This is a genomic window from Blautia intestinihominis (assembly GCF_040096655.1).
Lineage (GTDB): Bacteria > Bacillota > Clostridia > Lachnospirales > Lachnospiraceae > Blautia_A > Blautia_A intestinihominis.
The window spans coordinates 1-24,909 of the sequence record NZ_JBBMEI010000046.1 but is presented as its reverse complement, the minus strand read 5'-3'; the positions used below and the strand labels follow the sequence as shown (position 1 = coordinate 24,909).

Annotated in this window: 23 protein-coding genes; 5 read left to right on the top strand and 18 right to left on the bottom strand. The window is 46.2% G+C overall.

Features of this window, described 5'->3' with window-relative positions:
• On the top strand, nt 1–685 hold a 685-nt coding region (locus WMO75_RS13275), incomplete at its 5' end, for a UDP binding domain-containing protein (RefSeq protein ID WP_349078219.1).
• 60 nt (nt 686–745) lie between these two features.
• Here the strand turns inward: WMO75_RS13275 and WMO75_RS13270 are convergent.
• The 7 genes from WMO75_RS13270 to WMO75_RS13240 all read right to left on the bottom strand — a co-directional run bounded on the left by WMO75_RS13270 (nt 746) and on the right by WMO75_RS13240 (nt 7,216).
• On the bottom strand, nt 746–1,840 hold the full coding sequence (locus WMO75_RS13270; protein WP_296055481.1) for an acyltransferase family protein: 1,095 nt from the start codon (nt 1,838–1,840) through the stop codon (nt 746–748).
• Between the two features lie 50 nt (nt 1,841–1,890).
• Nucleotides 1,891–2,364 (bottom strand): hypothetical protein, encoded by a 474-nt coding sequence (locus tag WMO75_RS13265; RefSeq protein WP_118251393.1) that lies wholly within the window; start codon nt 2,362–2,364, stop codon nt 1,891–1,893.
• 244 nt (nt 2,365–2,608) lie between these two features.
• Nucleotides 2,609–3,619, bottom strand: a complete 1,011-nt coding sequence (locus WMO75_RS13260; RefSeq protein ID WP_118251392.1) for a GGGtGRT protein — start codon at nt 3,617–3,619, stop codon at nt 2,609–2,611.
• A gap of 33 nt (nt 3,620–3,652) precedes the next feature.
• The gene (locus tag WMO75_RS13255; RefSeq protein ID WP_005422272.1) at nt 3,653–4,345 is read right to left on the bottom strand and encodes an iron-sulfur cluster assembly scaffold protein; all 693 of its coding nucleotides are present in this window, start codon (nt 4,343–4,345) and stop codon (nt 3,653–3,655) included.
• Nucleotides 4,346–4,464: 119 nt separating this feature from the next.
• Nucleotides 4,465–5,661 (bottom strand): ATP-grasp domain-containing protein, encoded by a 1,197-nt coding sequence (locus WMO75_RS13250; protein WP_118251391.1) that lies wholly within the window; start codon nt 5,659–5,661, stop codon nt 4,465–4,467.
• A gap of 27 nt (nt 5,662–5,688) precedes the next feature.
• Nucleotides 5,689–6,447, bottom strand: a complete 759-nt coding sequence (locus WMO75_RS13245; protein WP_298089434.1) for an esterase family protein — start codon at nt 6,445–6,447, stop codon at nt 5,689–5,691.
• Nucleotides 6,448–6,451: 4 nt separating this feature from the next.
• Nucleotides 6,452–7,216 (bottom strand): alpha/beta hydrolase, encoded by a 765-nt coding sequence (locus tag WMO75_RS13240; RefSeq protein WP_173905026.1) that lies wholly within the window; start codon nt 7,214–7,216, stop codon nt 6,452–6,454.
• A gap of 159 nt (nt 7,217–7,375) precedes the next feature.
• Between WMO75_RS13240 and WMO75_RS13235 the strand changes: the two genes are divergently transcribed.
• Nucleotides 7,376–8,128, top strand: a complete 753-nt coding sequence (locus WMO75_RS13235) for a TraX family protein (protein WP_349078216.1) — start codon at nt 7,376–7,378, stop codon at nt 8,126–8,128.
• 3 nt (nt 8,129–8,131) lie between these two features.
• Here WMO75_RS13235 and WMO75_RS13230 read toward each other — a convergent pair whose 3' ends face one another.
• The 7 genes from WMO75_RS13230 to WMO75_RS13200 form a co-directional block, all read right to left on the bottom strand.
• Entirely contained in the window at nt 8,132–8,800 is a 669-nt protein-coding gene (locus WMO75_RS13230) for an LbetaH domain-containing protein (protein ID WP_118251388.1), read from the bottom strand.
• Nucleotides 8,801–10,843, bottom strand: a complete 2,043-nt coding sequence (locus WMO75_RS13225) for a DNA topoisomerase (protein ID WP_349078214.1) — start codon at nt 10,841–10,843, stop codon at nt 8,801–8,803.
• Between the two features lies 1 nt (nt 10,844).
• A complete protein-coding gene (locus WMO75_RS13220) occupies nt 10,845–11,603 on the bottom strand; it encodes a formate/nitrite transporter family protein (protein ID WP_227221740.1) in 759 nt (252 codons plus the stop codon).
• A 163-nt stretch (nt 11,604–11,766) separates the two neighbouring features.
• On the bottom strand, nt 11,767–12,798 hold the full coding sequence (gene selD, locus WMO75_RS13215; RefSeq protein ID WP_349078211.1) for a selenide, water dikinase SelD: 1,032 nt from the start codon (nt 12,796–12,798) through the stop codon (nt 11,767–11,769).
• 161 nt (nt 12,799–12,959) lie between these two features.
• The gene (asd, locus tag WMO75_RS13210; RefSeq protein WP_022215641.1) at nt 12,960–14,045 is read right to left on the bottom strand and encodes an aspartate-semialdehyde dehydrogenase; all 1,086 of its coding nucleotides are present in this window, start codon (nt 14,043–14,045) and stop codon (nt 12,960–12,962) included.
• Between the two features lie 106 nt (nt 14,046–14,151).
• Nucleotides 14,152–15,531 (bottom strand): argininosuccinate lyase, encoded by a 1,380-nt coding sequence (gene argH / locus WMO75_RS13205; protein WP_299318062.1) that lies wholly within the window; start codon nt 15,529–15,531, stop codon nt 14,152–14,154.
• A 100-nt stretch (nt 15,532–15,631) separates the two neighbouring features.
• Entirely contained in the window at nt 15,632–16,291 is a 660-nt protein-coding gene (locus tag WMO75_RS13200; RefSeq protein ID WP_349078208.1) for an epoxyqueuosine reductase QueH, read from the bottom strand.
• 134 nt (nt 16,292–16,425) lie between these two features.
• Between WMO75_RS13200 and WMO75_RS13195 the strand changes: the two genes are divergently transcribed.
• Together WMO75_RS13195 and WMO75_RS13190 are read left to right on the top strand one after the other, a co-directional pair.
• Nucleotides 16,426–17,193 (top strand): ABC transporter ATP-binding protein, encoded by a 768-nt coding sequence (locus WMO75_RS13195; RefSeq protein WP_349078206.1) that lies wholly within the window; start codon nt 16,426–16,428, stop codon nt 17,191–17,193.
• Complete coding sequence (locus tag WMO75_RS13190; RefSeq protein WP_118698302.1) at nt 17,186–17,980, top strand: ABC transporter permease; 795 nt, start codon at nt 17,186–17,188, stop codon at nt 17,978–17,980. The genes WMO75_RS13195 and WMO75_RS13190 overlap by 8 nt, the downstream gene beginning before the upstream one ends.
• Before the next feature lie 420 nt (nt 17,981–18,400).
• On the opposite strand, the gene WMO75_RS13185 is transcribed toward WMO75_RS13190, so the two are convergent.
• From WMO75_RS13185 to WMO75_RS13170, 4 genes are all read right to left on the bottom strand, one after another.
• A complete protein-coding gene (locus WMO75_RS13185) occupies nt 18,401–19,735 on the bottom strand; it encodes an alpha-L-fucosidase (RefSeq protein WP_118698303.1) in 1,335 nt (444 codons plus the stop codon).
• A gap of 31 nt (nt 19,736–19,766) precedes the next feature.
• Entirely contained in the window at nt 19,767–20,594 is an 828-nt protein-coding gene (locus WMO75_RS13180) for a carbohydrate ABC transporter permease (RefSeq protein WP_022215647.1), read from the bottom strand.
• 11 nt (nt 20,595–20,605) lie between these two features.
• On the bottom strand, nt 20,606–21,487 hold the full coding sequence (locus WMO75_RS13175) for a carbohydrate ABC transporter permease (RefSeq protein ID WP_022215648.1): 882 nt from the start codon (nt 21,485–21,487) through the stop codon (nt 20,606–20,608).
• Between the two features lie 122 nt (nt 21,488–21,609).
• Nucleotides 21,610–22,956, bottom strand: coding sequence for a carbohydrate ABC transporter substrate-binding protein (locus WMO75_RS13170; protein WP_022215649.1), 1,347 nt, complete (start codon nt 22,954–22,956; stop codon nt 21,610–21,612).
• A 234-nt stretch (nt 22,957–23,190) separates the two neighbouring features.
• Between WMO75_RS13170 and WMO75_RS13165 the strand changes: the two genes are divergently transcribed.
• Nucleotides 23,191–24,909 (top strand): sensor histidine kinase (locus WMO75_RS13165; protein ID WP_349078203.1); only part of this gene is annotated, 1,719 nt, incomplete at its 3' end.

The following is a 24,909-nucleotide window of genomic DNA, read 5'->3' as shown; positions in this document are numbered from 1 at the left end:
CAAAGAAAATATCGATACCTTATTTATGGGATTTACAGAAGCTGAGGCTGTCAAGCTGTTTGCCAATACTTATCTTGCGCTCCGTGTATCTTATTTCAACGAACTTGACACTTACGCTGAAATGAAGGGACTCAACACACAAGATATCATCCAGGGTGTCTGCCTTGACCCACGTATCGGTACTCACTACAATAACCCTTCCTTTGGTTACGGCGGTTATTGTCTGCCGAAGGATACGAAGCAGCTTCTCGCCAATTACAATAATGTTCCACAGAATATGATGAGCGCTATTGTCGAAAGTAATCGTACCCGTAAAGACTTCATCGCTGACCGTGTCCTCCAGAAAGCCGGTTATTACGCCTATGATGAGGGAAATACTTTCAATTCCTCCATGGAAAAGCCTGTTACCATCGGTGTTTACCGTCTGACTATGAAATCCAATTCTGATAACTTCCGTCAGTCCTCTATCCAGGGTGTCATGAAGAGAATTAAGGCGAAAGGAGCAACCGTGATCATTTATGAACCAACTCTCGAAAATGGTTCTACATTTTTCGGAAGCAAAATCGTAAACGATCTGGATGAATTCAAACAGCAGTGCGACTGTATCATCGCCAACCGTTATAATTCCTGCCTGGACGAAGTAAAGGACAAAGTCTACAGCCGGGATCTTTTCCAGAGAGACTGATAAAAAATAAAACAAATCCTGTCATCTCTAAAGCTTCAAGCTTCTGAGATGACAGGATTTTTATATATAAACCTGTAATCTTTTCTTCAGTACCTTCGTAGCCGGTCGTTCTACCAGATGATAAGTCACTATACCTGCCATTATTGTCACCAGAATTGAGACTGTAAGCGCCGGCACAGGATAATCATGAAGAAATACCGTATTTTTCCAGAGTGTCCTTTTTAATACTGCGAATACAGCTTCCTGCATAACATAAATGGAATAAGCATATCTTCCAGGAAGACCTATCATTTTGTGATCTGTCAGCTTCGAAAAAACGCCTCTTCTTGTCAGCAGACAGGCAAAAAATACCGGAAACAGAATTATCACAATAAACTGATTATCATATGCTTTTGAACTGCAAAAAAAGTCTATCAGAAGCATCGACAACGTCAGAATCTCCAATACTCTGATCAGCCAGACTTCTATACCGCCTGTCCTTTCCTGTACCTGTTTTTGTTTTTTCCATGTCGCTGTAAAATTTGCCCACTCTATCGCAAACAGATATCCAAGGCCGATCCCGGCGACTGCGCGTGCCATGCCAAGGTTGATGATTCCATGGAACATCTTACGTCCGAAACCGCCGTCCATGGCATTGATGTTGATCTCATAACCAAAATAGATCAGCATGCAGATCAGAAGCTTCATCTTTGCCGAGTTCCGAAAGCATTTATACAGCACAAAATAAAAAATCTCCACCACAAAAAATGCCGACACATACCAGTTCAGTCCCTGCCAGTCCGTCGCCAGCCCGCTGGACTGCAAAAACAACAAATCCACAAAGGACGCATAGATTGATTTTCCAAAAAACACCGCCGAGATCATGATCGAACACGCCAGCACCGGCCACAGACGGATTATCCTTCGCATGATAAATCCCTGCGTGGTCATCTCCGGATGTCTCTGTATCGTATGATAAAGAAAATATCCCGATATGATAAAGAAACACTCCACAATATACTTCGCATACTTCGACTGCTCCGCCAGCCGGATATAAAGATCCGCGTTGCCTGTATAGTCCATCATAAAAGAATGGAGCAGGTGGAAATATACGATGCATATGGCAAACGCGAAGCGGAGAAATTCTATGTTGTAATATCTTTTTTCTGTATTCATCCTGTACCTCAAAAAGTCTCCCAGATCAGCTCTCTGAGAGACTTTCATATTTATGCTATTTTCGCTTTGAGTTCTTCAATCTCTTTCTGCATGTTATTGTACATTTTAAGAAGTAATGAAGTGTTGTCGTTCTCAAGTTTTGTGATTCTGTAGTACTGCTGTAACTCTTCCAGATTTCTCTCTACTTTCTGAACATCTGTTTCCAGATGCTCCTGTACTCTGTCCAGTTCATGAAGGATAAGATTTTCAGAATGAGTGAGTTTCTCGTCCATTTTCTGCATCATTCTTTCTTCTGATGCTGTTATCTTTTCATCTATCTGCTGAAGAATATTCTGTTGTCCATCTTCTAGACCTGTTACTTTGTTCTCAAGACCTGTCATCCTGTCCTCAAAGCCTGTCATCCTGTCTTCAAGACCTGTTACTTTATTCTCTAGGCCTGTCACTTTGTCTTCTAGACCTGTTACTTTATCTTCTAGACCTGTTATCTTTTGTAAAATCAGTTCCAACATTTCATGTTCTGTCATTCAATCTCTCCTTATCCTGCCAATCTGCTTGATCCCGTTAAAGTTATTGTATCACGTCCAGAATGTGAAGTCTATTATAAATTGCCAAGGTTCATTGGTTGTTTATGGCTATTATTAAAAGACGTATATAAGCCATTGAAAAAATGACAAAATATAAAAAAGTTAGACACGTCATGGGCATTTTGCTCAAAATGACGTATCTAACTCTATTTGTTAGAAATTCAGTTGTTACATGAAATATTCTTTAGAACTTGCCAGCGTCAGCAGCTTCCTGTACGGCAACTGCTACAGCAACAGTCATACCAACCATCGGGTTGTTACCTGCGCCGATGAGACCCATCATTTCTACGTGAGCCGGTACGGAAGAGGATCCTGCGAACTGAGCGTCAGAATGCATACGTCCAAGTGTATCGGTCATACCGTAGGAAGCAGGACCTGCTGCCATGTTGTCTGGGTGAAGTGTACGTCCTGTACCACCGCCGGATGCAACGGAGAAGTATTTCTTTCCTTTTTCGTTGCATTCTTTCTTGTAAGTACCTGCAACCGGATGCTGGAAACGTGTCGGGTTTGTGGAGTTACCTGTGATAGAAACGTCAACGCCTTCTTTCCACATGATAGCAACACCTTCCGGAACGCTGTTAGCGCCGTAGCAGTTAACTTTTGCACGAAGTCCCTCAGAGTAGGATTTGCGGAATACTTCTTTAACTTCGTTCTTGTATGGATCATACTCAGTCTCTACATATGTAAATCCGTTGATACGGGAGATGATCTGAGCAGCGTCTTTTCCAAGACCGTTCAGGATAACACGAAGTGGTTTCTGACGAACTTTGTTTGCTTTCTCAGCGATACCGATAGCACCCTCAGCTGCTGCGAAGGACTCATGTCCAGCCAGGAAGCAGAAGCAGTCTGTTTCTTCTTCCAGAAGCATTTTACCAAGGTTACCATGTCCAAGACCTACTTTACGTGTGTCAGCAACGGATCCAGGAATACAGAAAGCCTGAAGTCCTTCACCGATAGCTGCTGCAGCGTCTGCTGCTCTTCTGCAGTCTTTTTTGATTGCGATAGCTGCACCTACGATGTATGCCCAGCAAGCGTTCTCAAAGCAGATCGGCTGGATGCCTTTGATCTGGTTGTATACGTCAAGACCTGCATCTTTGGTGATTTTCTCTGCTTCTTCGATGGAAGCGATTCCATAGCTGTTTAAAACTGAATTGATTTTGTCAATTCGTCTCTCATATGATTCAAATAAAGCCATTTACTTATCCTCCTGAAATTATAATCGGTATAATTATTCTTTACGTGGGTCGATGATCTTAACAGCATCTGCAACACGGCCGTACTGACCTTTTGCTTTTTCCCATGCAGTGTTCGGGTCATCACCTTTTTTGATGAAGTCAGTCATTTTGCCAAGGCTTACGAACTGATAACCGATAATTTCATTATCTTCGTCAAGAGCAATACCTGTAACATAGCCTTCTGCCATTTCCAGGTAACGAGGACCTTTCTTGAGTGTTCCGTACATTGTACCAACCTGAGAACGAAGTCCTTTACCAAGATCCTCAAGTCCTGCACCTACTGCAAGTCCGTCTTCAGAGAAAGCAGACTGAGAACGTCCGTAAACGATCTGAAGGAACAGTTCTCTCATAGCTGTGTTGATAGCATCACATACAAGGTCTGTGTTCAGAGCTTCCATAACAGTAAGTCCTGGAAGGATCTCAGATGCCATGGCTGCGGAATGAGTCATACCTGAACATCCGATTGTCTCAACCAGAGCTTCCTGGATGATACCTTCTTTTACGTTCAGGGACAGCTTACAGGCACCCTGCTGCGGAGCACACCAGCCTACACCATGTGTGAAACCGGAAATGTCCTTTACTTCCTTAGCCTGAACCCATTTTGCTTCTTCCGGAATCGGAGCAGCTCCGTGATGCACACCCTGTGCAACTGGGCACATTTCTTCTACTTCGCGTGAATAAATCATGTTAAAACTCCTTTCAAGTATAGATTTACTATAATGTTGTTAAAAGATAGACTAACAACCTGACAGTATTTTCTCATAAAACCCCTTGTTAGTCCAGTCAAACTTGAGTATTTTTGTCATTAAAACTCATATTTCAGTGCATCTTGAAAAAAATTATCCATTTCACGCTTGCTCTGGAACGTCGCAATGTAGATCTGGTTGCCCATCGCGGCCGCCAGAACATCCGGCAGACGGTCTGCCATCCGGATATTTTTGCTGTATTTTGTCATGATGTCTTCATGACCCAGGATAAATTTCTTACCGTCCCTTCGTCCCACAAATGCACAGTACTCTCTGTCTCCCGGCTGCATCTGCGTCCGGTTAAAGGCAATCATGTCTGCCCAGATCTTATAAACATCGGTCTTGCATGCAAAATCCATCATATCCGGAGAAAATCCGCCACATGGGCGCATATTTACCTCAAGACCGACGATATCACCCTTTCTTCCAAGACCCTTCTGGTCTTTCTGCAGGCGGAAAAACTCAAAATGTACGAAGCGGCTCCGTACATTGAAACTTTTGACCGTGGCACGGCCTGCCAGCCTGACATCACTGGAAAGCTGCTTCACGATATAAAAGAGCGCATTGTCCTCGTGGTTCACGATATCCATGATGGAGATCGGTGTCACATTTCCTGTTTCGAAGATCGGATCTCCGTTGGAATCGATGATGGCATCGTAGGAATTTACCTCCGCGACTACGAACTCCTCCATTATATAGGAAACTTCCGGTTCCTTCGTTCGGAAAAATTCTTCGAGCTGCCCCTGATCTTCCAGTTTGTAAGTATGGCTTGCCCCTACTCCATTATCCGGTTTTACGACCACCGGATAGCCGACTTCTTTGATAAATTTCTCACATTCTTCCAGAGTATCTACCAGATGATAGCGTGCTGTCGGGATTCCCGCCTGTACATAGTATGCTTTCATCTTAGATTTGTATTTGATCCTCGGAATATCGTCCTCCTGAAAACCGCTTGTGATATGGAAGGCGGTACGGAGTCTGGCATCACGCTCCAGCCAGTACTCGTTGTTGGACTCCAGCCAGTCGATGCGTCCGTGCTTGAAGATCAGGAATGCAACCGCACGGTATACTTCTTCCTCATTTTCGAGACTGCTGACCTTATAGTATTCATCCAGGCTGTCTTTCAGTCCCTGGCTCAATTCCTCATAAGGCTGATCTCCGATCCCGAGGACATTCAGCCCGTTTTTCTTGAGTTCCCGGCAGAACATCCAGTAATTTTCAGGAAAATTTGGAGAAATAAACAGAAAATTTTTCATAATATCACTCTTTCCTTTTAGATTTTATCAATCGTTTTTTAACAGATATGGAACAAAATATTCTACCTGTTTATACCACCAGTACCAGTCGTGAGAACAGTCATAGCCCCAGAAATCCACCCAGGCATGGATATCCTTCTGGGCCAGGATCTGTGCGAGCTGCCTCGTGGAGTCCGGAAGTTCCCATGGTCCCTGACCGACGCAGATAACTGCTTTCTTGAGATTATACAGCGCGATCCTCGGATCATCCTTTGGCATATCACCGAGGAAATCCACCAGCGAATTCCGGCGCACCACCTCGTCCGTGCAGGAACCGAAGCCGTATCCTGCTGAATAAAGACCGCTCAAAGCCAGAAGCCGGTCAAACAGATCCGGTCTTCTGAAATACAGATTTGCCGCATGTGTCGCACCAAGACTGCATCCAAACACCATGATCCCCGGATAGCCCGTCCAGCCGTTCCTCTCGTTGACTATCTCACGCATAAAAGGAACCATCTCATCTGTAATATACTGAAGCCACTGTTCGTAGCGCCGGATTCTCCAGTATGGATCACCGTCCGTATCCGACCAGGTCTCCTGATCGATCGTATCTATGGAAAACACCATCACTTCACCGGCTTCCAGCCACGGACTCCAGGTATCTGTCATATGAAAATTTTCGAAATCAAAAAACCGCCCATCCTGACACGGGATAAAGAGCACCGGTCTGCCCTTGTGTCCATAGATCTTGCATTCCATGTCCCGCCCCAGGGCAGGACTGTATTCTTTTCTGTATTGTACTTCCATCTCTTTATTCCTCGTACAAAAGTGTATTCATAAAAAACGGGATCTGTCTCTCCCAGCTTGCCTCGCAATGTGTGCCGCCCGGGATGATCCTTGCCTCCAGAAGGACTTTCTTCTGGAAAAATGCCGCCGCGATCCGCTCAAAATCTCTGCGGATCTTTGGGCGCTGTTCCAGTTCTACAGAACCATAGTCCATATAGATCACTGTATTCTGCCGGATCTTTGTCCTGCGGATGAGCTGTTCCAGTTTGTCGACATTTGTCCATACAGACGGAGACAGTGCCGCTGCTCTGCCAAAAACAGAATTGTACTGTGCCACTGCATACAGGCTCATCAGTCCGCCCATGGAGCTTCCTGCGATAAACGTATGCTCCCGGTCGCTGAGGGTTCTAAGATCCCGGTCGATCTGAGGTTTCAGCGTGTGGACCATCCAGTCCATCGTAATCGCACCCTTTGCTGTGATGCTGCCGCATCTTGCGTCATGAAAGCTGAACGGAGCATACTCCTTGAGCCGTCCATTGTCCGGGCTGTGGTTGCATTCGACTGCCACAATGATCACCTGTGTATTGGTATGATCCATGTATTCCTTCATGCCCCAGCATTTCCCATAGGTGGCATCAGAATCAAAAAAGACATTATGTCCGTCAAACATATACAAAACAGGATAATATCGTTCCCGGTCCCAGTCATAGGAATCCGGAAGATAAATATAAAGATTCCTCTCTTCCTCCCCGGTCAGCTCGGGAATCTGGATCTTATGTCTGTTTACCATAATCTTTTCCTCCTAACTGCGCTGTTTTACCATTTCACTTTATTACTTTAATATAGCACAATCTGCTTTTCCAGACAAGAAACTTGGTAAAGCAGATTGTTTTGTGTTAAAATGATGTTGTTCATTTTGAAAAATTTTATTTTACATAAGGAGATTTTTATGACTACGCAAACACAGCAGACACTGCCTCCCAGTATTTTTCCGGCAAGATTTCAGATCTTAAGCGGCAGTGCCCTGAAACTTCTTGCCTGTATCCTGATGCTGATCGACCACACCGGCGTTCTGATCCTCGCCAACTGGAAACCTGCCCTCCGGGTGCTCTTTACCATTGGTTCCACAGAGGTCACCTGGTACCGTATCGTCCGTGATATCGGCAGATCTGCCTTCCCGATCTTCTGTTTTCTTCTGATCGAGGGCTTCCTTCACACGAGGAACCGCCGCAAATACGGACAGAACCTGCTTCTCTTCGCGCTGATCTCTGAGATCCCGTGGAATTTCGTATTCAGCAATACCTGGCATCATCCGACGCAGAATGTATTTTTTACTCTGTTCCTCGGATATCTCGGGCTCTGTGCACTGGAAGCTCTGTGGGAAAAACCGGTCCTTCAATTATCCTGTATCGTGGGACTTTTTGGCTTTTCTTATATTTTTCATGCTGATTATGGCTGGCATGGTTTTCTGCTCATCATGATCATGTACCTGTTCCGCACGCGGCGGATCCTGCAGGCACTTGTCAGCACACTCTGGATGAATTACGAATGGAAAATGTGCTTTTCCTTTATCTCCATTAATATGTACAATGGAAAACGCGGCTTTATCCAGGGAAAAGCCGCGAAATATTTCTTTTATCTGTTTTACCCGGTGCATCTCACAATCCTGGTGATCCTCCGGCAGATTCTTTTTCTCAGTTAAATATTAATTCTTTTTGACGATCTCTGCTGCATTTTTGTAGATACTGTCTGCAGGAATGCAGCCTCTTACTGGTGAAAGCGGGTAGATATTGGAATTTCTTCCGATCACAGTTCCCGGATTCAGGACAGAACCACAGCCAACCTCTACATGATCTCCGAGCATTGCTCCGAATTTCTTGACACCTGTCTCGATCTTCTCATCGCCGTCCTTGACTACGACAAGCTTCTTGTCGGATTTTACGTTAGAGCAGATGGAACCGGCTCCCATATGGGATTTGTATCCAAGGACAGAATCCCCTACATAGTTGTAATGCGGAACCTGTACTTTGTTGAATAATACGGCATTCTTAAGCTCTGTGGAGTTTCCTACGACAGCACCCTCACCTACGATGGCGTTTCCACGGATGAATGCACAGTGACGCACTTCTGCTTCCTTACCGATGATCGCCGGTCCGTTGATGCAGGCAGTCGGTGCCACTTTCGCGCTTTTTGCGATCCAGATGTTGCCGTCCTTACAGTCATATTCCTGCGGATCCAGTGTCTCACCGAGCTTTACGATAAAAGCTCCGATCTCCGGAAGGACTTCCCACGGATAGGTTTTGCCCTCAAATAATTCACCTGCGATCGTCTCGTTTAGATCCAAGAGATTTGCGATTGTAAAATCCTTTAACATTTATACTTTTCCTCCTCGTTTTGACGTTGTCTGTTTTTTCTGATAATTGACCGCCGCCGCATCAAAAAACTGCCGCAGTGCATACTGATAGTTGCTCTGTTCCACCTGGTCGGTACGGATCCTGACAAAATGCTCCAGTTTGTCCATATATTCCTGAGGCGTGATACTGCCCTCTGCGACATAATTCAGACCTTTTTCCCAGCTTGCAGTCAGTTCCGGGTTCAGAAGCTGGCGAATGGAACAGTTGACCACATCAAAGATCATCTCCCCGAGAAGCGTCGGCGTGATCACCTGTGTCTTCTTGTTCAGAGCAAGATATTTGATAGAAAAAAGTTTCTTCAGGATCTCTGCCCTGGTCGCACTCGTTCCGATCCCGCTTCCCTTGATCTGCGCACGCAGTTCCTCGTCCTCGATGAGCTGTCCTGCATTTTCCATTGCAAGGATCATCGAACCGGAATTGTAGCGTTTCGGCGGTGAAGTTTCGCCTTCTTTGATATCCAGCGAATCTACCGTCAGTATATCACCCTTTTTGAGCTTATGCAATGCAGCAAGAAGCTGTGCATCACAGGAGACATCCTCACTGTCACTTTTTTCTGTATCCTGCGCTTTTGCGCCTCTGCGGGCGAAAGAATTCGTCGCATATTTAAGGTATCCTTCCTCCTGAAGTACCTTGAAGCTGGAAAAAAACTTCTCCCCCTGCATCATTGTCACCAGGCTGACTTTCTGATAGACTGCCGGCGGACAGAAAATGCACAGAAAACGACGCACGATCGTCTCATAGACTCTCTGTGAAGTGACCGGCAGACTGTTCAGTGCATTTAAGCCCTGACCGGTCGGAATGATCGCATAGTGATCTGTGATCTGCTTGTCATTGACGTATCTTGTCTTCGCGATCGTCTTGTAGCTTCCCATCTGAAGGACTTCTTCTGCGGTAGTTCCGATCGCAGGATAATTGCGAAGTCCTGAGATATTCTTGTAAATCTCCTTTGATACTGCGGCAGAAAGCACTCTGGCGTCCGTTCGCGGATAAGTGACAAGTTTCTTCTCATAGAGTTCCTGCGTGATACGGAGAGTCTCATCCGGGCTGATCTTGAACAGCTTGGAGCAGACATTCTGAAGCTCCGCCAGGTTAAAAAGAAGCGGCGGGTTCTTGTTTTCTTTCTTGCGCTCAATCTTGTCAACGCTGCATCTGAGCGGCTGCTCCGTGCTCAGAAAATCGATCAGTTCCTGTGCGTGTTTCTTTTCTTTGAAACCATTTTCCTTGTATAAATAAGGAGACTGGAAATAACGGCTTCCCTCCACGGCTCTCCATTCACCGTCGAATTTCTCCCCTTCCAGTGTGATTCCTGAGATCACCCTGTAGAATGGTGTCTTGACGAAAGAGCGGATCTCTCTTTCCCTGCGCACGACCATGCCAAGGACACAGGTCATAACGCGGCCTACCGCGATCGCCTGATATTTGCTCTTAAGGTAGCTCGAAACGCTGTTTCCGTAGCGCAGTGTGAGCACTCTGGAAAAATTAATCCCCATGAGATAGTCCTCCTTGGCGCGGAGGTAGGCAGAATTCGCCAGATTGTCATAGGATGACAGGTCCTTCGCTTCGCGGATCCCCCTGAGGATCTCCTCCTCCGTCTGGGAATCGATCCAGACTCGTCTCTGTTTCTTGTCCTTCACTCCTGCCATCTGTGCGACCAGACGGTAAATATATTCTCCCTCTCGCCCGGAGTCGGTACACACATAGATGGTCTCTACATCCGGCCGGTTCAGAAGCCCTTTCACAATGTCAAACTGTTTCTGAACCCCCGGAATCACCTCGTATTTAAATTCGCGCGGCAAAAAAGGCAGGGTATCAAAACTCCACCTTTTGTATTTGATGTCATATTTTTCGGGATAGCTCATAGTGACCAGGTGTCCTACACACCAGGTCACTATGGAATCCTGAGATTCTAAGTATCCGTCTTTTCTCTGTCCGTTGATTTTTAATGCTTTTGCAAATTCCTGAGCGACGCTCGGTTTCTCTGCAATATATAAAGCCTTACCCATATTATTGATCTGCACTCATCTTTCTAAGCGGCCATGCAAGAAGTACTGCACCACCGACCATATTTCCCAGTGTGACGATCACCATGCTCTTGATCATCGCGCCAACGGAAAGTCCTGGTACCAGGCAGGCTGCTGTCACAAAAATACCCATGTTTGCAACGCAGTGCTCAAATCCGCTGACAACGAATCCTGAGATACACATAACGATCATCAGGAACTTCGCGGCTTCACTCTTTAATTTGATTCCGCAAAGTACTCCGAGACATACAAAGAAATTACACAGAACTGCACGGAAAAACATCTGACCTGCCGGGATCGCAAGTTTGTTTCCGATAAAACCAGCAAAATAATCCTTGGTTCCTGATGCGCCCGCCCATACAAAGATCAGGGACAGGATCAGGCATCCAACAAAGTTCCCTATGTAGCTGATAAGCCATACCTTACCGGCATCGCCCAGAGTCACCCGCTTGTCATAGACACCAAACGCCATGACCAGGTTGTTTCCTGTAAAAAGCTCTCCTCCGACCATGGAGATCAGAAGGACTGCGATCGAGAACACCAGTGCTCCCAGGAACTTGCCCCACGCTGGCTCCTCTGCTCCGGCAAAAACATTACCGACTACATTAGAGAAGATCATCGCAACCACAATGAAGAATCCTGCCATGATCGCCCGCATAAAGTACTTCAGAAAATCGTTCTGAAGAAGGGTGATCTTCGCGTTTGCTGCATTTGATAATTTCTGTACATCCTCGTGATTCATAAAAAATACCTCCCTTTCCCTGAACACATTGTATTTGTACTTCAATGTGTCCTCCGCATATTGTGTTCACTTATTATAGCATTTTGAACAATTTTTCTCAACAAAAATCGGTTAAAGTTCGGTATTTTATCTATAAACTTTTCCATTTACTGATAACTTTCAGCTATCGGATCAGTAATGCGTAATCTTTCCTGTCAATGACCTCACCGATCACTGCACAGGGCAGATCAAGCCCTTTTAATTCGGCAAGAAGCTTCTCGGCTTCCTCTGCCGGAACTGCTGCCAGAAGTCCTCCGGATGTCTGTGGGTCAAACACAAGATCCTCTCTCCAGAGCTCTGCGCTGCTCTCATATCCTGCTTTGCCCGCGAATTCACGGTTGCGGTATGCGCCGCCAGGAATGAGGCCCATAGATGCATATTCCTCTACATCCGGAAGGATCGGCAGGGATTTCGTGTCGATCACCAGTGTCTTCTGGCTGCCCTCTGCCATCTCGGTTCCATGACCGCCAAGACCGAAGCCCGTGACATCCGTACACGCATGGACCGTATACTTCTTCAGGATCTCTGCTGCGTATTTGTTCAGTGTCTTCATGGATCTGAGAGCTGCCTCACGTGCTTCCTCCGATACAAGGTCCGCTTTGATTGCGGTATTGACGATCCCCGTTCCAAGAGGTTTGGTAAGGATCAGCTTATCGCCGGTCTGCGCCCCGTAATTTTTCCAGAATTTCGCCGGATGGACGAAGCCTGTCACACTTAAACCATATTTCGGTGTGTCATCCTGGATCGTATGACCGCCTGCAAGGACTGCGCCTGCTTCCAGCACTTTGTCCGCGCCTCCCTTAAGGATCTCGCCCAGGATCTCAGTATCCATCTCCTTCGGAAAAGCTACGATATTCAGTGCGGTCTTTGGCTCACCGCCCATCGCGTAGACATCACTCAGGGCATTCGCCGCTGCGATCTGTCCGAAATCATAAGGATCATCTGCCACCGGCGTAAAGAAATCCAGAGTCTGGATCATTGCCAGTTCGTCTGAGATCTTGTAGACAGCCGCATCATCTGAGGTTTCTGTTCCCACAAGAAGATGTTCATCATGAAATTGCGGCAGTTTGCAGAGCACTCCCGCAAGCGTGCCCGGTCCTACCTTGGCAGCACAACCACAGTTTGGTGCAAGTTTTGTCAGATACACCTTTTCCATTTTGTCTGATACTCCCTTCTATATTATATGTTTTTATGAAAAATCATTTTTCAGTCTTAGACTTTATCATAACACAAATCCTCCAGATTCTCCACCGCAAAAAAACCGCCCTGCCAGATTTCTTTCTGACAGAACGGTTCTCCTGTTTTTTATGTTTGGATTTATTTCTTTGTGATATATCCTTTTGCCTTGAGTGTCTCTGCACAAAGTACAGCTCCGCCGGCAGCTCCTCTTACGGTGTTGTGGGAAAGTCCTACGAATTTGTAATCGTAAACTTTGTCCTCACGGAGACGTCCGATAGATACGCCCATTCCGTTTTCGTAGTTGACATCCTCGCTTACCTGCGGACGGTTGTCTTCTTCGAGGTACTGGATGAAGTGCTTCGGTGCGCTCGGAAGTTCCAGTTCCTGTGGAAGTCCCTTGAAGTTTCTCAGGGCTTCGATCAGCTGCTCTTTGGTAGGTTTCTTGCGGAATTTAACGAATACTGCTGCTGTATGTCCGTTCAGTACCGGAACACGCAGGCACTGGCAGGTGATGACTGGCTCTGTAGCCGGTACGATCACACCGTCTTCGATCTTGCCCCACAGTCTCAGCGGCTCTTTCTCGCTCTTCTCTTCTTCTCCACCGATGTATGGAATGATGTTGTGTTCCATTTCCGGCCAGTCTTTGAAGGTTTTTCCTGCTCCGGAGATTGCCTGGTATGTAGTAGCAACTACTTCATATGGCTCGAATTCTTTCCATGCAGTAAGTACCGGTGCGTAGCTCTGGATGGAGCAGTTTGGTTTAACAGCGATGAATCCTCTTGTTGTTCCAAGACGTTTCTGCTGATATTTGATAACATCGAAGTGTTCCGGGTTGATCTCCGGCACTACCATTGGTACATCCGGTGTCCAGCGATGTGCGCTGTTGTTGGATACAACAGGAGTCTCTGTCTTTGCGTATTCTTCTTCGATCGCTTTGATCTCGTCCTTGGACATGTCAACTGCTGAAAATACGAAATCTACAGTAGAAGCAACTTTTTCTACTTCGTTTACGTTCATGACAACGATCTTCTTTACTGCTTCCGGCATCGGAGTGTCCATTTTCCATCTTCCGCCTACTGCTTCTTCGTAGGTCTTGCCTGCGCTTCTCGGGCTTGCAGCAAGGGTAACAACCTCAAACCACGGATGATTCTCCAGAAGGGAGATAAATCTCTGTCCTACCATACCAGTAGCACCTAAAATGCCGACTCTCAGTTTTTCGCTCATAATAACATTTTCTCCTCACTCATTTATTCTTATGTGTCTTTGTGTGGCACACATCTGTTTTCTTTGTACATACTATACCACTTTGTATAAAAATGCAAGAGGTTTTTTAATTATTTTTTAAATATTCGCGATTTAATGCGATGATCTGCTCCATGACCTTCGGGCCAGGTGCACCGTAAGTCTCACGTTTTTCTACGCAGGTCTTCATGCTGATTGCTTCATAGATGTCCTGCTCGAAGACCGGAGAAATCTCTTTGTACTCTTCAAGTGAAAGCTCATCCAGAGAGATTCCTTTGTCGATACAGGTCAGGACAAGACGGCCTACGATACCATGTGCATCACGGAACGGTACCCCGTGGTTTACGAGATAGTCGGCGGCATCTGTCGCATTGGTAAAGCCGTTCTTTGCACTTGCTTCCATAACATCCTTGCGGAATTCCATAGTGGAAACCATGCCTGTGAACAGAGCGATACAGCCTTTTACTGTGTCGATCGCGTCAAAGGTCAGTTCCTTGTCTTCCTGCATGTCTTTGTTGTAGGCGAGCGGAATGCCTTTCATGGTTGTAAGGATGGAAGTCAGCGCACCATAGACACGGCCTGTTTTTCCTCTTACAAGCTCTGCGATATCCGGATTCTTCTTCTGCGGCATGATGCTGCTTCCTGTGCTGTAGGCATCGTCAATCTCAACGAAACGGTACTCGTTGGAGTTCCAGAGGATGATCTCCTCGCAGAAACGGCTCAGATGCATCATGACAGTGGAGATAGCAGAAAGAAGCTCGATCACGTAATCCCTGTCAGATACGGAATCCATGCTGTTTCTTGTCGGCTCATCAAAGCCAAGCAGCTCTGCGGTATAAAATCTGTCCAGCGGGTAGGTGGTTCCTGCAAGTGCGCCTGCACCGAGCGGACAGGTGTTCATACGCTTGCGGATGTCTGCCATACGGCTTCTGTCTCTGCGGAACATCTCGAAATATGCACCTACATGGTGTGCCAGGGTAACAGGCTGTGCTTTCTGAAGATGTGTGAATCCAGGCATGTAAGTGTGCACATTGTTTTCCATAATGGTCTGAAGTGCTTCCAGAAGTTTCTTGAGTTCTGCGTCGATCTCTTCGATCTCGTCGCGGACATAAAGTTTCATGTCAAGGGCAACCTGGTCGTTACGGCTTCTTCCTGTGTGAAGCTTCTTGCCAGGATCTCCGATACGGTCGATCAGATTTGCCTCTACAAAGCTGTGGATGTCTTCATATTCGGATGTGATCTCCAGCTTGCCGGATTCTACGTCTGCAAGGATGCCATCCAGTCCTTCAAGAATCTGGTCTCTCTCTTCTTCTGTCAGGATTCCCTGTTTTGCAAGCATTCTGACATGTGCTTTGCTTCCGCGGATGTCCTGTTTATAAAATTTCTGGTCAAATGAAATAGATGCATTAAAGTTGTATACCAGTTTGTCCGTTTCCTTCGTGAAACGTCCTCCCCATAACTGTGCCATAATGTCCTCCTTATTGTACGGTGATTTTGCTGCTGCCGGTTCTTCAACGAGTCCTGACAACGCATAATTTGTTATCAGTTTACCACATTCCAGTGGAAAATCAAAGAGCAGAACCCTCTGAAATTTGTTTTTGCTTCAATTTTTCTTCCTGTTCACGCTTTGAGAATACGCAGCCGCAGTAATTCTGCCGGTAAAGATCGTATTCGTGAGACAGTTCGATCGAGCGCTTGTAGCCGTTTTTCTTCTTGAAATCGGATGGAAGGTGGGGTACTTTATAGATTTCTGCCAGTTCTTCTCCGATCTCGTTGATCTTTTCTGCATTTTTGAGAGGGCTTATTGAAAGGGTTGTTGTGAAGTAGTCGTAGCCGCCTTCTTCGGCAAATTTTGCGGCTTCTTCCATGCGGAGACGGTAGCATTTGAAACAGCGTTCACCGCCCTCCGGAACTTTTTCCATGCCTTTTGCCATTTCATAAAAGACCTGCGGATCGTAGGCGCCCTCTTCGATGTGGACCGGGTGTGTGAACGGCATTTCAGCTACCAGACGGCGGATCTCTGCGACTCGTTTGCGATATTCTTCCTCTAATGAAATATTGGGATTGTAAAAAAACACAGTGATCTCAAAATACTGGGATAAATATTCCAGCACGTAACTGCTGCACGGCGCACAGCAGCTGTGGAGAAAAAGCCGCGGGACTCTGCCTTCTTTTTTTATATTATTGATAAGTTTATCAAGTTCTTTCTGATAGTTTCGTTTGTTCATGATAGTATTCCTCTTGTAAGATTTCTATGTGGATCCCCTGTATCAGGCTATCGACGGAATCCTTTTTCCTATCATAACACAGATGCCCTCTCTCGCATATCTTAAAATATAGATTCTCTTTTGAGGTATTTTGTATGAAACCCCTTCTGGAGATCAGAAATGTTTCTCTTTCTTACCATACCGTATCCGGAGAGACGAAAGCCCTTTCAAATATATCGTTTGACCTGATACCCGGTGAATTCCTTGCTGTTGTCGGTCCATCCGGCTGTGGGAAATCCACGCTTCTGAACCTGATCTGCGGCATGTTCCCGGCAGAGGAAGGCACGATCCTTATGAACGGCATCCCTCCGTCCCCCGGCGACCCGCGCATCGGATATATGCTCCAGAAAGATCATCTTCTGGAGTGGAGAAATATCTATCGAAATGTCCTCCTCGGTCTCGAGATTCGCAGGGAAAAAACGCCCGAAAAACTTGCCTATATCGAAGAAATGCTTGATACCTACGGGCTCGACAAATTCCGCACAGCCCGTCCTTCGCAGTTATCCGGCGGCATGCGCCAGCGCGCAGCTCTCATCCGCACACTCGCCCTGAAACCGGAGCTTCTTTTGCTTGACGAACCTTTTTCCGCGCTGGATTATCAGACACGGTTAAATGTCAGCGATGACATCGGCCGTATCCTCAAAAAAGAGCGCAAAACAGCGATCCTTGTCACGCATGATATTTCCGAGGCAATCAGCATGGCAGACCGCGTGATCATCCTTTCTGCACGCCCTGCCCATATCGCGCGCATTGTTCCGATCCGGCTGTCACTGGATGAGCGGACACCGCTTGCCGCGCGCGGTGCACCGGAATTTAAGTCTTATTTCAATCTTATCTGGAAGGAGCTGAACCAGTATGCCTGACCTTTCCCCTGCACAGAAACAGTATCTCTTTCGTGTCCGGCGTGAAAAATATCTGATCCATGTGTCCAGGATCTTTTTGTTCCTGGGCTTTCTGCTTTTGTGGGAAGTGTCTGCCAGACGGGGCTGGATCGACTCTTTTATCTTCAGCAGTCCTTCTGAGATCTGGCAGACGTTTCTTCGGATGGTGCAGGATCAGTCTCTTTTTACACACATTGGCATCACGCTGATGGAGACTCTGGTCAGCTTTGCTTTTACTGTTTTTCTTGGAATCGGCACAGCGGTTCTTCTGTGGTGCTGTCCGAAGCTTTCGCGGATCCTGGAGCCTTACCTCGTCGTCCTAAACAGCCTGCCAAAATCCGCCCTCGCCCCGCTTCTGATCGTCTGGCTCGGTGCCAATGTCCGGACGATCATCGTTGCCGGAATGTCTGTGGCGATCTTTGGCTCAGTCATCAATCTCTACACTGGCTTCCGCGAAGCTGACCCGGAAAAACTCAAGCTCATCCGCACCCTCGGAGGCACAAAAAAAGACGAACTGACAAAGATCGTCCTTCCGTCTTCTGTGCCCCTCATCTTAAGTGTGATGAAAGTCAATATTGGATTGTGCCTTGTCGGCGTGATCATCGGAGAATTCATCGGCGCCCGCCAGGGACTTGGCTACCTGATCATCTACGGCTCCCAGACTTTCAAACTGACATGGGTGCTGATGTCCATCGTGATCCTGTGTATCATTGCGATAGGGCTGTATGCCATTCTGGATTTTATTGAGAAGCATGCCCAGAAATGGTAAACATGCCATCCTCTGCCGACCCATTTCTCATTTAATAGAATTCAGGTCATCTGTTCTATGGACGACAATGGGACCTTTCACAACTTTCGAAAATTCAAGTCATCCATTTCAAACTTCTTAAGTGACTTGTTTTCTGTTTTCCATAAAATAAACCATCCATTTGCAGTGCTCCTGGATGGTTTATTTTTGTCTTTGTAGAATTTTGGTCATCTGTTTTCTCTTTTTTGGTTGGCTCTATACTTTATTTCTTGTAATCAAGTCAATGTTTGCCTGTAATTTGGATGGTTTAAATTCTGCCATATGCATATCAGGGTAATTTTCAATCCCTTTTGGATGACTTTCATACAGCTATATACATATCAGATCAATTTCCAGATTCTCTCCAGATGCATCTGACATAACTTTCTGTATCACAATTCATCATTTCTTCCCAGGATACACTCCAACAAAGGAAATCTGTGGCAGAACTCTGTAATCGTTCAGTACGATCCTGATCTCTCTCACGTTTTCTTTAAAAAGCGGGATGATTTTTTTGTAGCCGATCACGGTTCCGGTATAGACTTTCTCCCACTCTCCCTGATCCCTTACAAATACTTCAAAAGCCTCTACTCTCTGACTGTGCCGGATCTCTTCTTTTAAGACCAGATACCCGGCATCTTCTGCTTCATCCAGTGCGAAGACAAGTTCCACCGGCCTGTGGGATTCTTCCAGCAGATTACGGGAAAAGCTTCTCTGCTGCCATTCTCCCAGTTCCCTCAGGCGCTCCACATCATTCTCATGCAGAAGCCCGTTCGGCATCGGCGGGATATTCAGAAGAAACGTTGCATTTCCACCAACAGACCCCAGATAGATATGGACCAGTTCTTCCAGGCTTTTTACCTGGTCATCCTCTTCCGGATGATAAAACCATCCCGGCCGGATCGAGGTATTTACTTCTGCCGGATACCAGATCAGGTCACGTTCGCCCTCAAGAGCGGCACGGCTTCCAAGGTCTTCCATATCACTGGTGATCTTCCTCTGGCGGAATTCTTCATCGTCCGACTGCTGGCTTCTTTCCTGCACACTTTCTGTCAGGGCCGTCCGTGCAGGAACTACACTCCACTCTGAGTTTCTTACATCGCCGGCTTCATTTCCGCACCATCGGATATCCGGTCCGCAGACGCAGATGCAGGCATCTGGCTGATAGTTCCGTACACATGCATAATATCTCTCCCAGTCATAAACCTGCTTCTTTCCATTCGGACCTTCCCCACAGGCCCCGTCCAGCCAGACACTGAAGATCTCCCCATACCCGGTCAGCAGTTCTGTCAACTGTGCAATATAATAATCGTCATATTCCTTCCCACTTCCATAACATGGCTGATTCCGATCCCACGGAGAAAGATAGATCCCAAACTTCAATCCATAACGGCGGCAGGTATCCGAAACTTCCCGCACTACATCCCCTACCCCATCCCTCCATGGACTGGAAGCGACACTGTGCTGCGTATATTTCGTCGACCACAGACAAAATCCGTCATGATGCTTGCAGGTAAGGATCACGCCTTTCATTCCTGCCGCTTTCACTGCCGATACCCATTGACCGGCATCAAATTCCTGCGGATCAAAAATCCCGGGATCTTCCGTACCGTCTCCCCATTCCCGGTTCGTGTACGTATTCATCCCAAAGTGAAAAAATGCATAAAATTCCGTTTCCTGATACTTAAGCTGACGCTTCGACGGAACAATCTTAATCAATTCCTGATCTGTCGGCATATCTCTTCTCCTTCTTCAAAAAAAATCCAATTCACCCTTTCAGACCGCCTGCACCGATTCCCTGCAGCAGATATCTCTGTCCGATCAGATAAATGATCATGGTCGGGATCATAATGATCACAAGTCCCGCAAACAGTGCACCCCAGTCTGTCGCATACTTCTGTACTTCAAACAGATTTGCCATTCCGATCGGAAGGGTCTTTTTGGCATCATCGGTCAGAAGAACCAGTGCCAGCGGATATTCATTCCAGAAGCCCATCGCGCTCAACATTGTGATCGTTGCAATTCCCGGTTTTGCAAGCGGGACCATAACTTTCAGAAGAAGCTGAAGGTTTGTGGCACCATCGATCCGGGCAGATTCTTCATAGTCTTTTGGCACAGCAGACATAAAGCCCTGCAGAGTAAAGATGCAGAACGGAAACTGCATGACCGCATAGACCAGGCAGAGTACCGGCAGATTATTCAGTCCGTTGATCGCCTGTAATTCCAGGAACAGCGGGATCATGATATACGTTGCCTGGAGGAAAATACATGCCATATAGATCGTTGAGATCAGTTTGCTCCCGGCAAAGCGGTATCTTGCCAGTACATAAGAAATCGGTATGACAAACAGCAGAAGCAATGCCGTAGACAGCACCGTTACAAACACAGAATTTCCAAAATATGCCGCAATATTTGCCTTCTGCCATGCAGCTACAAAATTATCCAGGTTCAATGATACCGGCAGCGCATAAGGATCTGTCAGATATTCCGCATTCGTCTTGAACGCAGACATCAGGTTCCAGAAAAGCGGATAAAGAAAAATAATCGTAAACAGAATCATCAGGATCCTGATACACCAGGTTCTTACAGTTTTCATCAGTCTCCCTCCTATTCTTTCTCGGCTGACAGTTTTCGTGAAATCATCGCAAGCACGATCGCAAGCAGAAGCGTAAACATGGCGATCGCCATCGCATAGCCAAAGTTTGCATTCCGCATACCCTGCGTGTACATATACTGCAGAAGGACACTGGAAGCACCGTTCGGTCCTCCTCCTGTCATAACATTGGACAGGGTAAAACTCAGATTGATCGTTCCTGATAGAGCAAGGATATAAGTTGTTCCGATGGACCTGCGGAGAAGCGGGATCGTGATCCTGAAAAACTTCTGGACTCCGGTCGCTCCGTCGATCGAGGCAGCTTCATAGATTTCCTGAGAGATCCCGTCGATCGAAGCCACATGCATTACCATATAATAACCGATCGCCTGCCATACCAGTGCGGCACCGATACACCAGAGCGCTGTTTTTCCCTCTCCCAGCCAGGCATGCTTCCAGGAAGAAAGGTTAAACAGATCCAGCATATGATTGAGGATCCCTCTTGTCGGATTAAATACAAAAGACCATACGATCCCGACAACCGTCATAGAGACAACACTCGGGAAAAAGAATACCGTACGATAAAAAGATTTCTCCCGGAGTTCTCCCTGTGTAAGGATAAAAGCAAATACCAGGCTCAGAAAGATCGTCAGAGCCGGGATCACAAGCATCAGTTTAAATGTATTAAAAAGTGCCTGCACAAAGTCCTTGTCTTTGAACATATAAATATAATTATCCAGAAATACAAATTTACTGTTGAATCCAACACTGAGCGCAGTGGAACTGGTAAACGACAGGTAGATGGCATTCAGCATCGGTACGATCATAAAAACGACCGTAAGAATCAGCGCGGGAAGCGTACACAAAGCTATGAATAATTTGGGCTTTTTTACCACGTCTGGTCACTCCTTTTTTCAGATTTCAAATCATTTTGGGGTAAAAAAAGGCTGCCGCATACATTGTGCAGCAGCCTTTTCGCTTAATCGGACAACGTCCGTCCTGTAGATGACAAAGATATTTATTTGGCAGCTTCCTGATCTGCACGAATCTGTGCAAAAGCGTCTTCTACGTTCTGTGCCCACTCTTCTACTGTCATTTCGTCGTTCATAACAGAAGTGATCGGGTTGAAGATCTCATCTTTTGGATTGATCTTACAGTCAGCCGGAACTGCTGAGAAGCTCATGATCAGAGAAGATGCATTTGCTTCATCATAGATTCCATACATATTGTAGATTGCTGTAGAAAGTTTGTCTTTTGCTACTTCACGGGCACTCTTTGTTGCATAAAGGGCACCGGAAGCTTCTGCAAATGCAGATACAGATTCATCGCTGTACAGGAAACGAAGGAATTCTTTTGCGAGTTCCTGATTCTTTGCAGCTGCCGGAATGGAAAACTGCTCACAGCTGTCGAATACATAGTGGACATCGTCTGCATTCTCTGTCGGGATCGGAGCCATGGCAAACTCAAATCTGTCTTCTCTCGGAGCATCCTGCATCTCATTTTCCATCCAGGTTCCGTTTGTGATGAAAGCAGCTTTTCCAAGCATCATCTCTGTCTGGGATTCTGTATGGTTCATACCTACCGTACCTTCCAGAAGATATCCCTTATCTGCGATCTCTTTGATATGGGTGAGGGCTTTCAGCACGCCTTCGTTATTGAAAGAACCTTCTTCATAATTTGCGATCTTTGTGAGGGCTTCTTCGCCGCACTCATTTGCGATTGCCGGCCAGAGCATTTCTTCCATGTATCCCGGATAGATTCCCTGATAAGTGAAGAGAGAACGTCCGTCGATGTCTTTGACTGTATCGCCAAGGGCAAAGAACTCATCCCAGGTCTTCGGAACTTCCAGATTGTTTTCATCAAAGAATGTCTTGTTGTAGATCAGGCCCTGCGGACCGCTGTTGAACGGTGCGAGATAGATATCACCATCTCCATATGGGGCACATTTGCTGCTTGCAAGGATTCCATCTGTGATATCATCACGGAGTGTACCGGTTCCTGCATAGTTTTCGCCATCAAAAACATCGTTCAGGTTCAGAAGTGCATGTTCTTTGATCAGAGAAAGGATCACGCCGTCCTCACCGCCATCATTCAGACAGATAAAATCCGGTACATTTCCGGCAACGATCTGCGGACGGATGATATCACCGATGGTAGGGCTGATGGTCATGTTTACTTTTACGCCCTCATGGCTTTCCTCAAAAAGTTCTACCATCTGATTCCAGTAAGCATCTCCATATCCACCCTGGAAGATCGCGATGTTCAGTTCCTGTTCTTCTGCGTCTGCAAATGCAGTGAGCGGTGAGAGTACGGTAGCCGCGCTCATCGCAAGGATCATAGCAGAAGCTGCAAATCTTTTCTTCATATGTTTGTTTCCTCCTTCATGCTGGCTTTTTTTACGTTCGCCTTATGATGACAGTATACGGCAAAATATTTTTGTAGTAAATTAACAAAACATCCCTGCTTATGGAACTTTCTCTTATAAAAATTATACGATATGGATTTTCTTGTGATAAATATGTACAATCTTTTTCTATTTGTGTTTTGGATGGATTATCCTGACTTTTTTTAGTATAATGGATAAAAAGGTGGGGGAAAAATGAATAAAAAACAACGTTATCAGGGATTTCGTAAATTCAGTATCAAAACAAGACTTGTCATTGCCCTTTTGCTGATATCCATTATACCATTGGCAGGGATCAGCGGCTATTCCTTTCATATCTTTTCCGTAGCACTTCGGGAAAAACTTTCTGCTTCCATTTCCCAGACTTTATCGATGATCAATCTGAATATGGTAAGTGAGATCGAAAAATATCAGTATCTGTGCGGCTCTATCTGCATCAGCGAAGAGATCAAGGACGGGCTTCTGAACAAAGATATGTCAGATATAGAGAAAAATCAGGCGATCAATGAGATCCAGAGCATGATCCGTACCAAGATCATCTATCCGGCACAGGCCAAAAATATCACGGTATATGATACCGACGGAAATATTTTTTATGACCTTGGCTATGACGGTTTCTATCAGGATGATGTGGATATGCTCCTTGATCGGCTGCGCCAGGAAAATCAGGATGTATGGGCATATGTGCACACCTACCGCGACAGAGATATCCTGGTCCTTGGAAGAAGGATCTATGAGCAGTACAGCGAAAGCCGTGTGATCGGTTACACCCTGATCTCCATCGATGAGAAGATTTTTTCCAAGACCGTGCTCGAACCGGTAGGGCTGGCAGATTCTTCTAATATTATGTATATGAACATGGACGGTTCGGTTCTTTCGTCCTGGGACAGAAATATCGCACTCGGCAAAAAGGTTGACAGCGAATTCCTCAAAAATATCCAGCAGAAGCTTCCTTCCAGGACCGATTCCTTCAGCATCCACAAAGATGGCGAAGAACAGCTGGTCACTTACATTTTCAACAAAAATCTCAACCAGCTTTTTGTGTACACCATGCCTTATCATTATATCAATTCCGAAGTTTATACCATGCTTCGCCGGATCCTGATCGTGGCGGTGATCCTGGTCCTCATGTGCATTGGGATCGTCGCAATGGTATATCCGGGAATCACATCCCCGATCAGAAGCATGCTGGATTTCTGTAAAGAATTATCCCACGGAAACCTGAACGTCCGTATTCAGGATAACCACAAAGATGAACTTTCGGACCTGTCCGGCAGCATGAACCACATGGCAGATACCATCCAGAATCTGCTCGAACAGCAAAAAGAACAGGAAAAGAAAAAGAGAGAACTGGAGCTTCAGATGCTCCAGTATCAGCTCAATCCTCATTTTCTTTTTAACACCTTAAACAGTCTGCGCTTTGTGGCAGCCATGCACAATGATCAGATCGTCAGCGACGGAATCCAGGCACTCAGCAGCCTTCTTCAGAACACGCTCACAAATAAGAATGAATATATCACCGTGAAGGAAGAGCTGGAAAATCTGGAAAATTATTTTGCCATTCTCCGCATCCGGTATGCAGGAAGTTTCGAATATTCTTTCCATATGGAGGATGAAGAGCTGCTCTCCTGCCTCGTTCCCAAGCTGATCCTGCAGCCGCTCGCCGAAAATTCCGTGATGCATGGTTCTTCCGATGATGGTTCTGTCATGAAGATCCATATTACCTGCTGGGAGGAAGACGGACATATGATCCTGGAACTTCAGGATAACGGAAAAGGATTCGAGATGACCCGGACTGATCTGAACCCGCACAAAGACCGCAAAAAAATCGGCGTAGCAAATGTAAATGACCGGATCCAGCTTAACTTCGGACGGGAATACGGATTAAAGATCGACAGTCACCCGGGCAAAGGC

What these genes read in the sequence shown, in the direction of transcription:
- WMO75_RS13270 (WP_296055481.1), bottom strand. Translation starts at nt 1,840, where the DNA reads ATGAATACAGAAAAAAGATATTACAACATAGAATTTCTCCGCTTCGCG.
- WMO75_RS13265 (WP_118251393.1), bottom strand. Translation starts at nt 2,364, where the DNA reads ATGACAGAACATGAAATGTTGGAACTGATTTTACAAAAGATAACAGGT.
- WMO75_RS13260 (WP_118251392.1), bottom strand. Translation starts at nt 3,619, where the DNA reads ATGGCTTTATTTGAATCATATGAGAGACGAATTGACAAAATCAATTCA.
- WMO75_RS13255 (WP_005422272.1), bottom strand. Translation starts at nt 4,345, where the DNA reads ATGATTTATTCACGCGAAGTAGAAGAAATGTGCCCAGTTGCACAGGGT.
- WMO75_RS13250 (WP_118251391.1), bottom strand. Translation starts at nt 5,661, where the DNA reads ATGAAAAATTTTCTGTTTATTTCTCCAAATTTTCCTGAAAATTACTGG.
- WMO75_RS13245 (WP_298089434.1), bottom strand. Translation starts at nt 6,447, where the DNA reads ATGGAAGTACAATACAGAAAAGAATACAGTCCTGCCCTGGGGCGGGAC.
- WMO75_RS13240 (WP_173905026.1), bottom strand. Translation starts at nt 7,216, where the DNA reads ATGGTAAACAGACATAAGATCCAGATTCCCGAGCTGACCGGGGAGGAA.
- WMO75_RS13235 (WP_349078216.1), top strand. Translation starts at nt 7,376, where the DNA reads ATGACTACGCAAACACAGCAGACACTGCCTCCCAGTATTTTTCCGGCA.
- WMO75_RS13230 (WP_118251388.1), bottom strand. Translation starts at nt 8,800, where the DNA reads ATGTTAAAGGATTTTACAATCGCAAATCTCTTGGATCTAAACGAGACG.
- WMO75_RS13225 (WP_349078214.1), bottom strand. Translation starts at nt 10,843, where the DNA reads ATGGGTAAGGCTTTATATATTGCAGAGAAACCGAGCGTCGCTCAGGAA.
- WMO75_RS13220 (WP_227221740.1), bottom strand. Translation starts at nt 11,603, where the DNA reads ATGAATCACGAGGATGTACAGAAATTATCAAATGCAGCAAACGCGAAG.
- selD (WP_349078211.1), bottom strand. Translation starts at nt 12,798, where the DNA reads ATGGAAAAGGTGTATCTGACAAAACTTGCACCAAACTGTGGTTGTGCT.
- asd (WP_022215641.1), bottom strand. Translation starts at nt 14,045, where the DNA reads ATGAGCGAAAAACTGAGAGTCGGCATTTTAGGTGCTACTGGTATGGTA.
- argH (WP_299318062.1), bottom strand. Translation starts at nt 15,531, where the DNA reads ATGGCACAGTTATGGGGAGGACGTTTCACGAAGGAAACGGACAAACTG.
- WMO75_RS13200 (WP_349078208.1), bottom strand. Translation starts at nt 16,291, where the DNA reads ATGAACAAACGAAACTATCAGAAAGAACTTGATAAACTTATCAATAAT.
- WMO75_RS13195 (WP_349078206.1), top strand. Translation starts at nt 16,426, where the DNA reads ATGAAACCCCTTCTGGAGATCAGAAATGTTTCTCTTTCTTACCATACC.
- WMO75_RS13190 (WP_118698302.1), top strand. Translation starts at nt 17,186, where the DNA reads ATGCCTGACCTTTCCCCTGCACAGAAACAGTATCTCTTTCGTGTCCGG.
- WMO75_RS13185 (WP_118698303.1), bottom strand. Translation starts at nt 19,735, where the DNA reads ATGCCGACAGATCAGGAATTGATTAAGATTGTTCCGTCGAAGCGTCAG.
- WMO75_RS13180 (WP_022215647.1), bottom strand. Translation starts at nt 20,594, where the DNA reads ATGAAAACTGTAAGAACCTGGTGTATCAGGATCCTGATGATTCTGTTT.
- WMO75_RS13170 (WP_022215649.1), bottom strand. Translation starts at nt 22,956, where the DNA reads ATGAAGAAAAGATTTGCAGCTTCTGCTATGATCCTTGCGATGAGCGCG.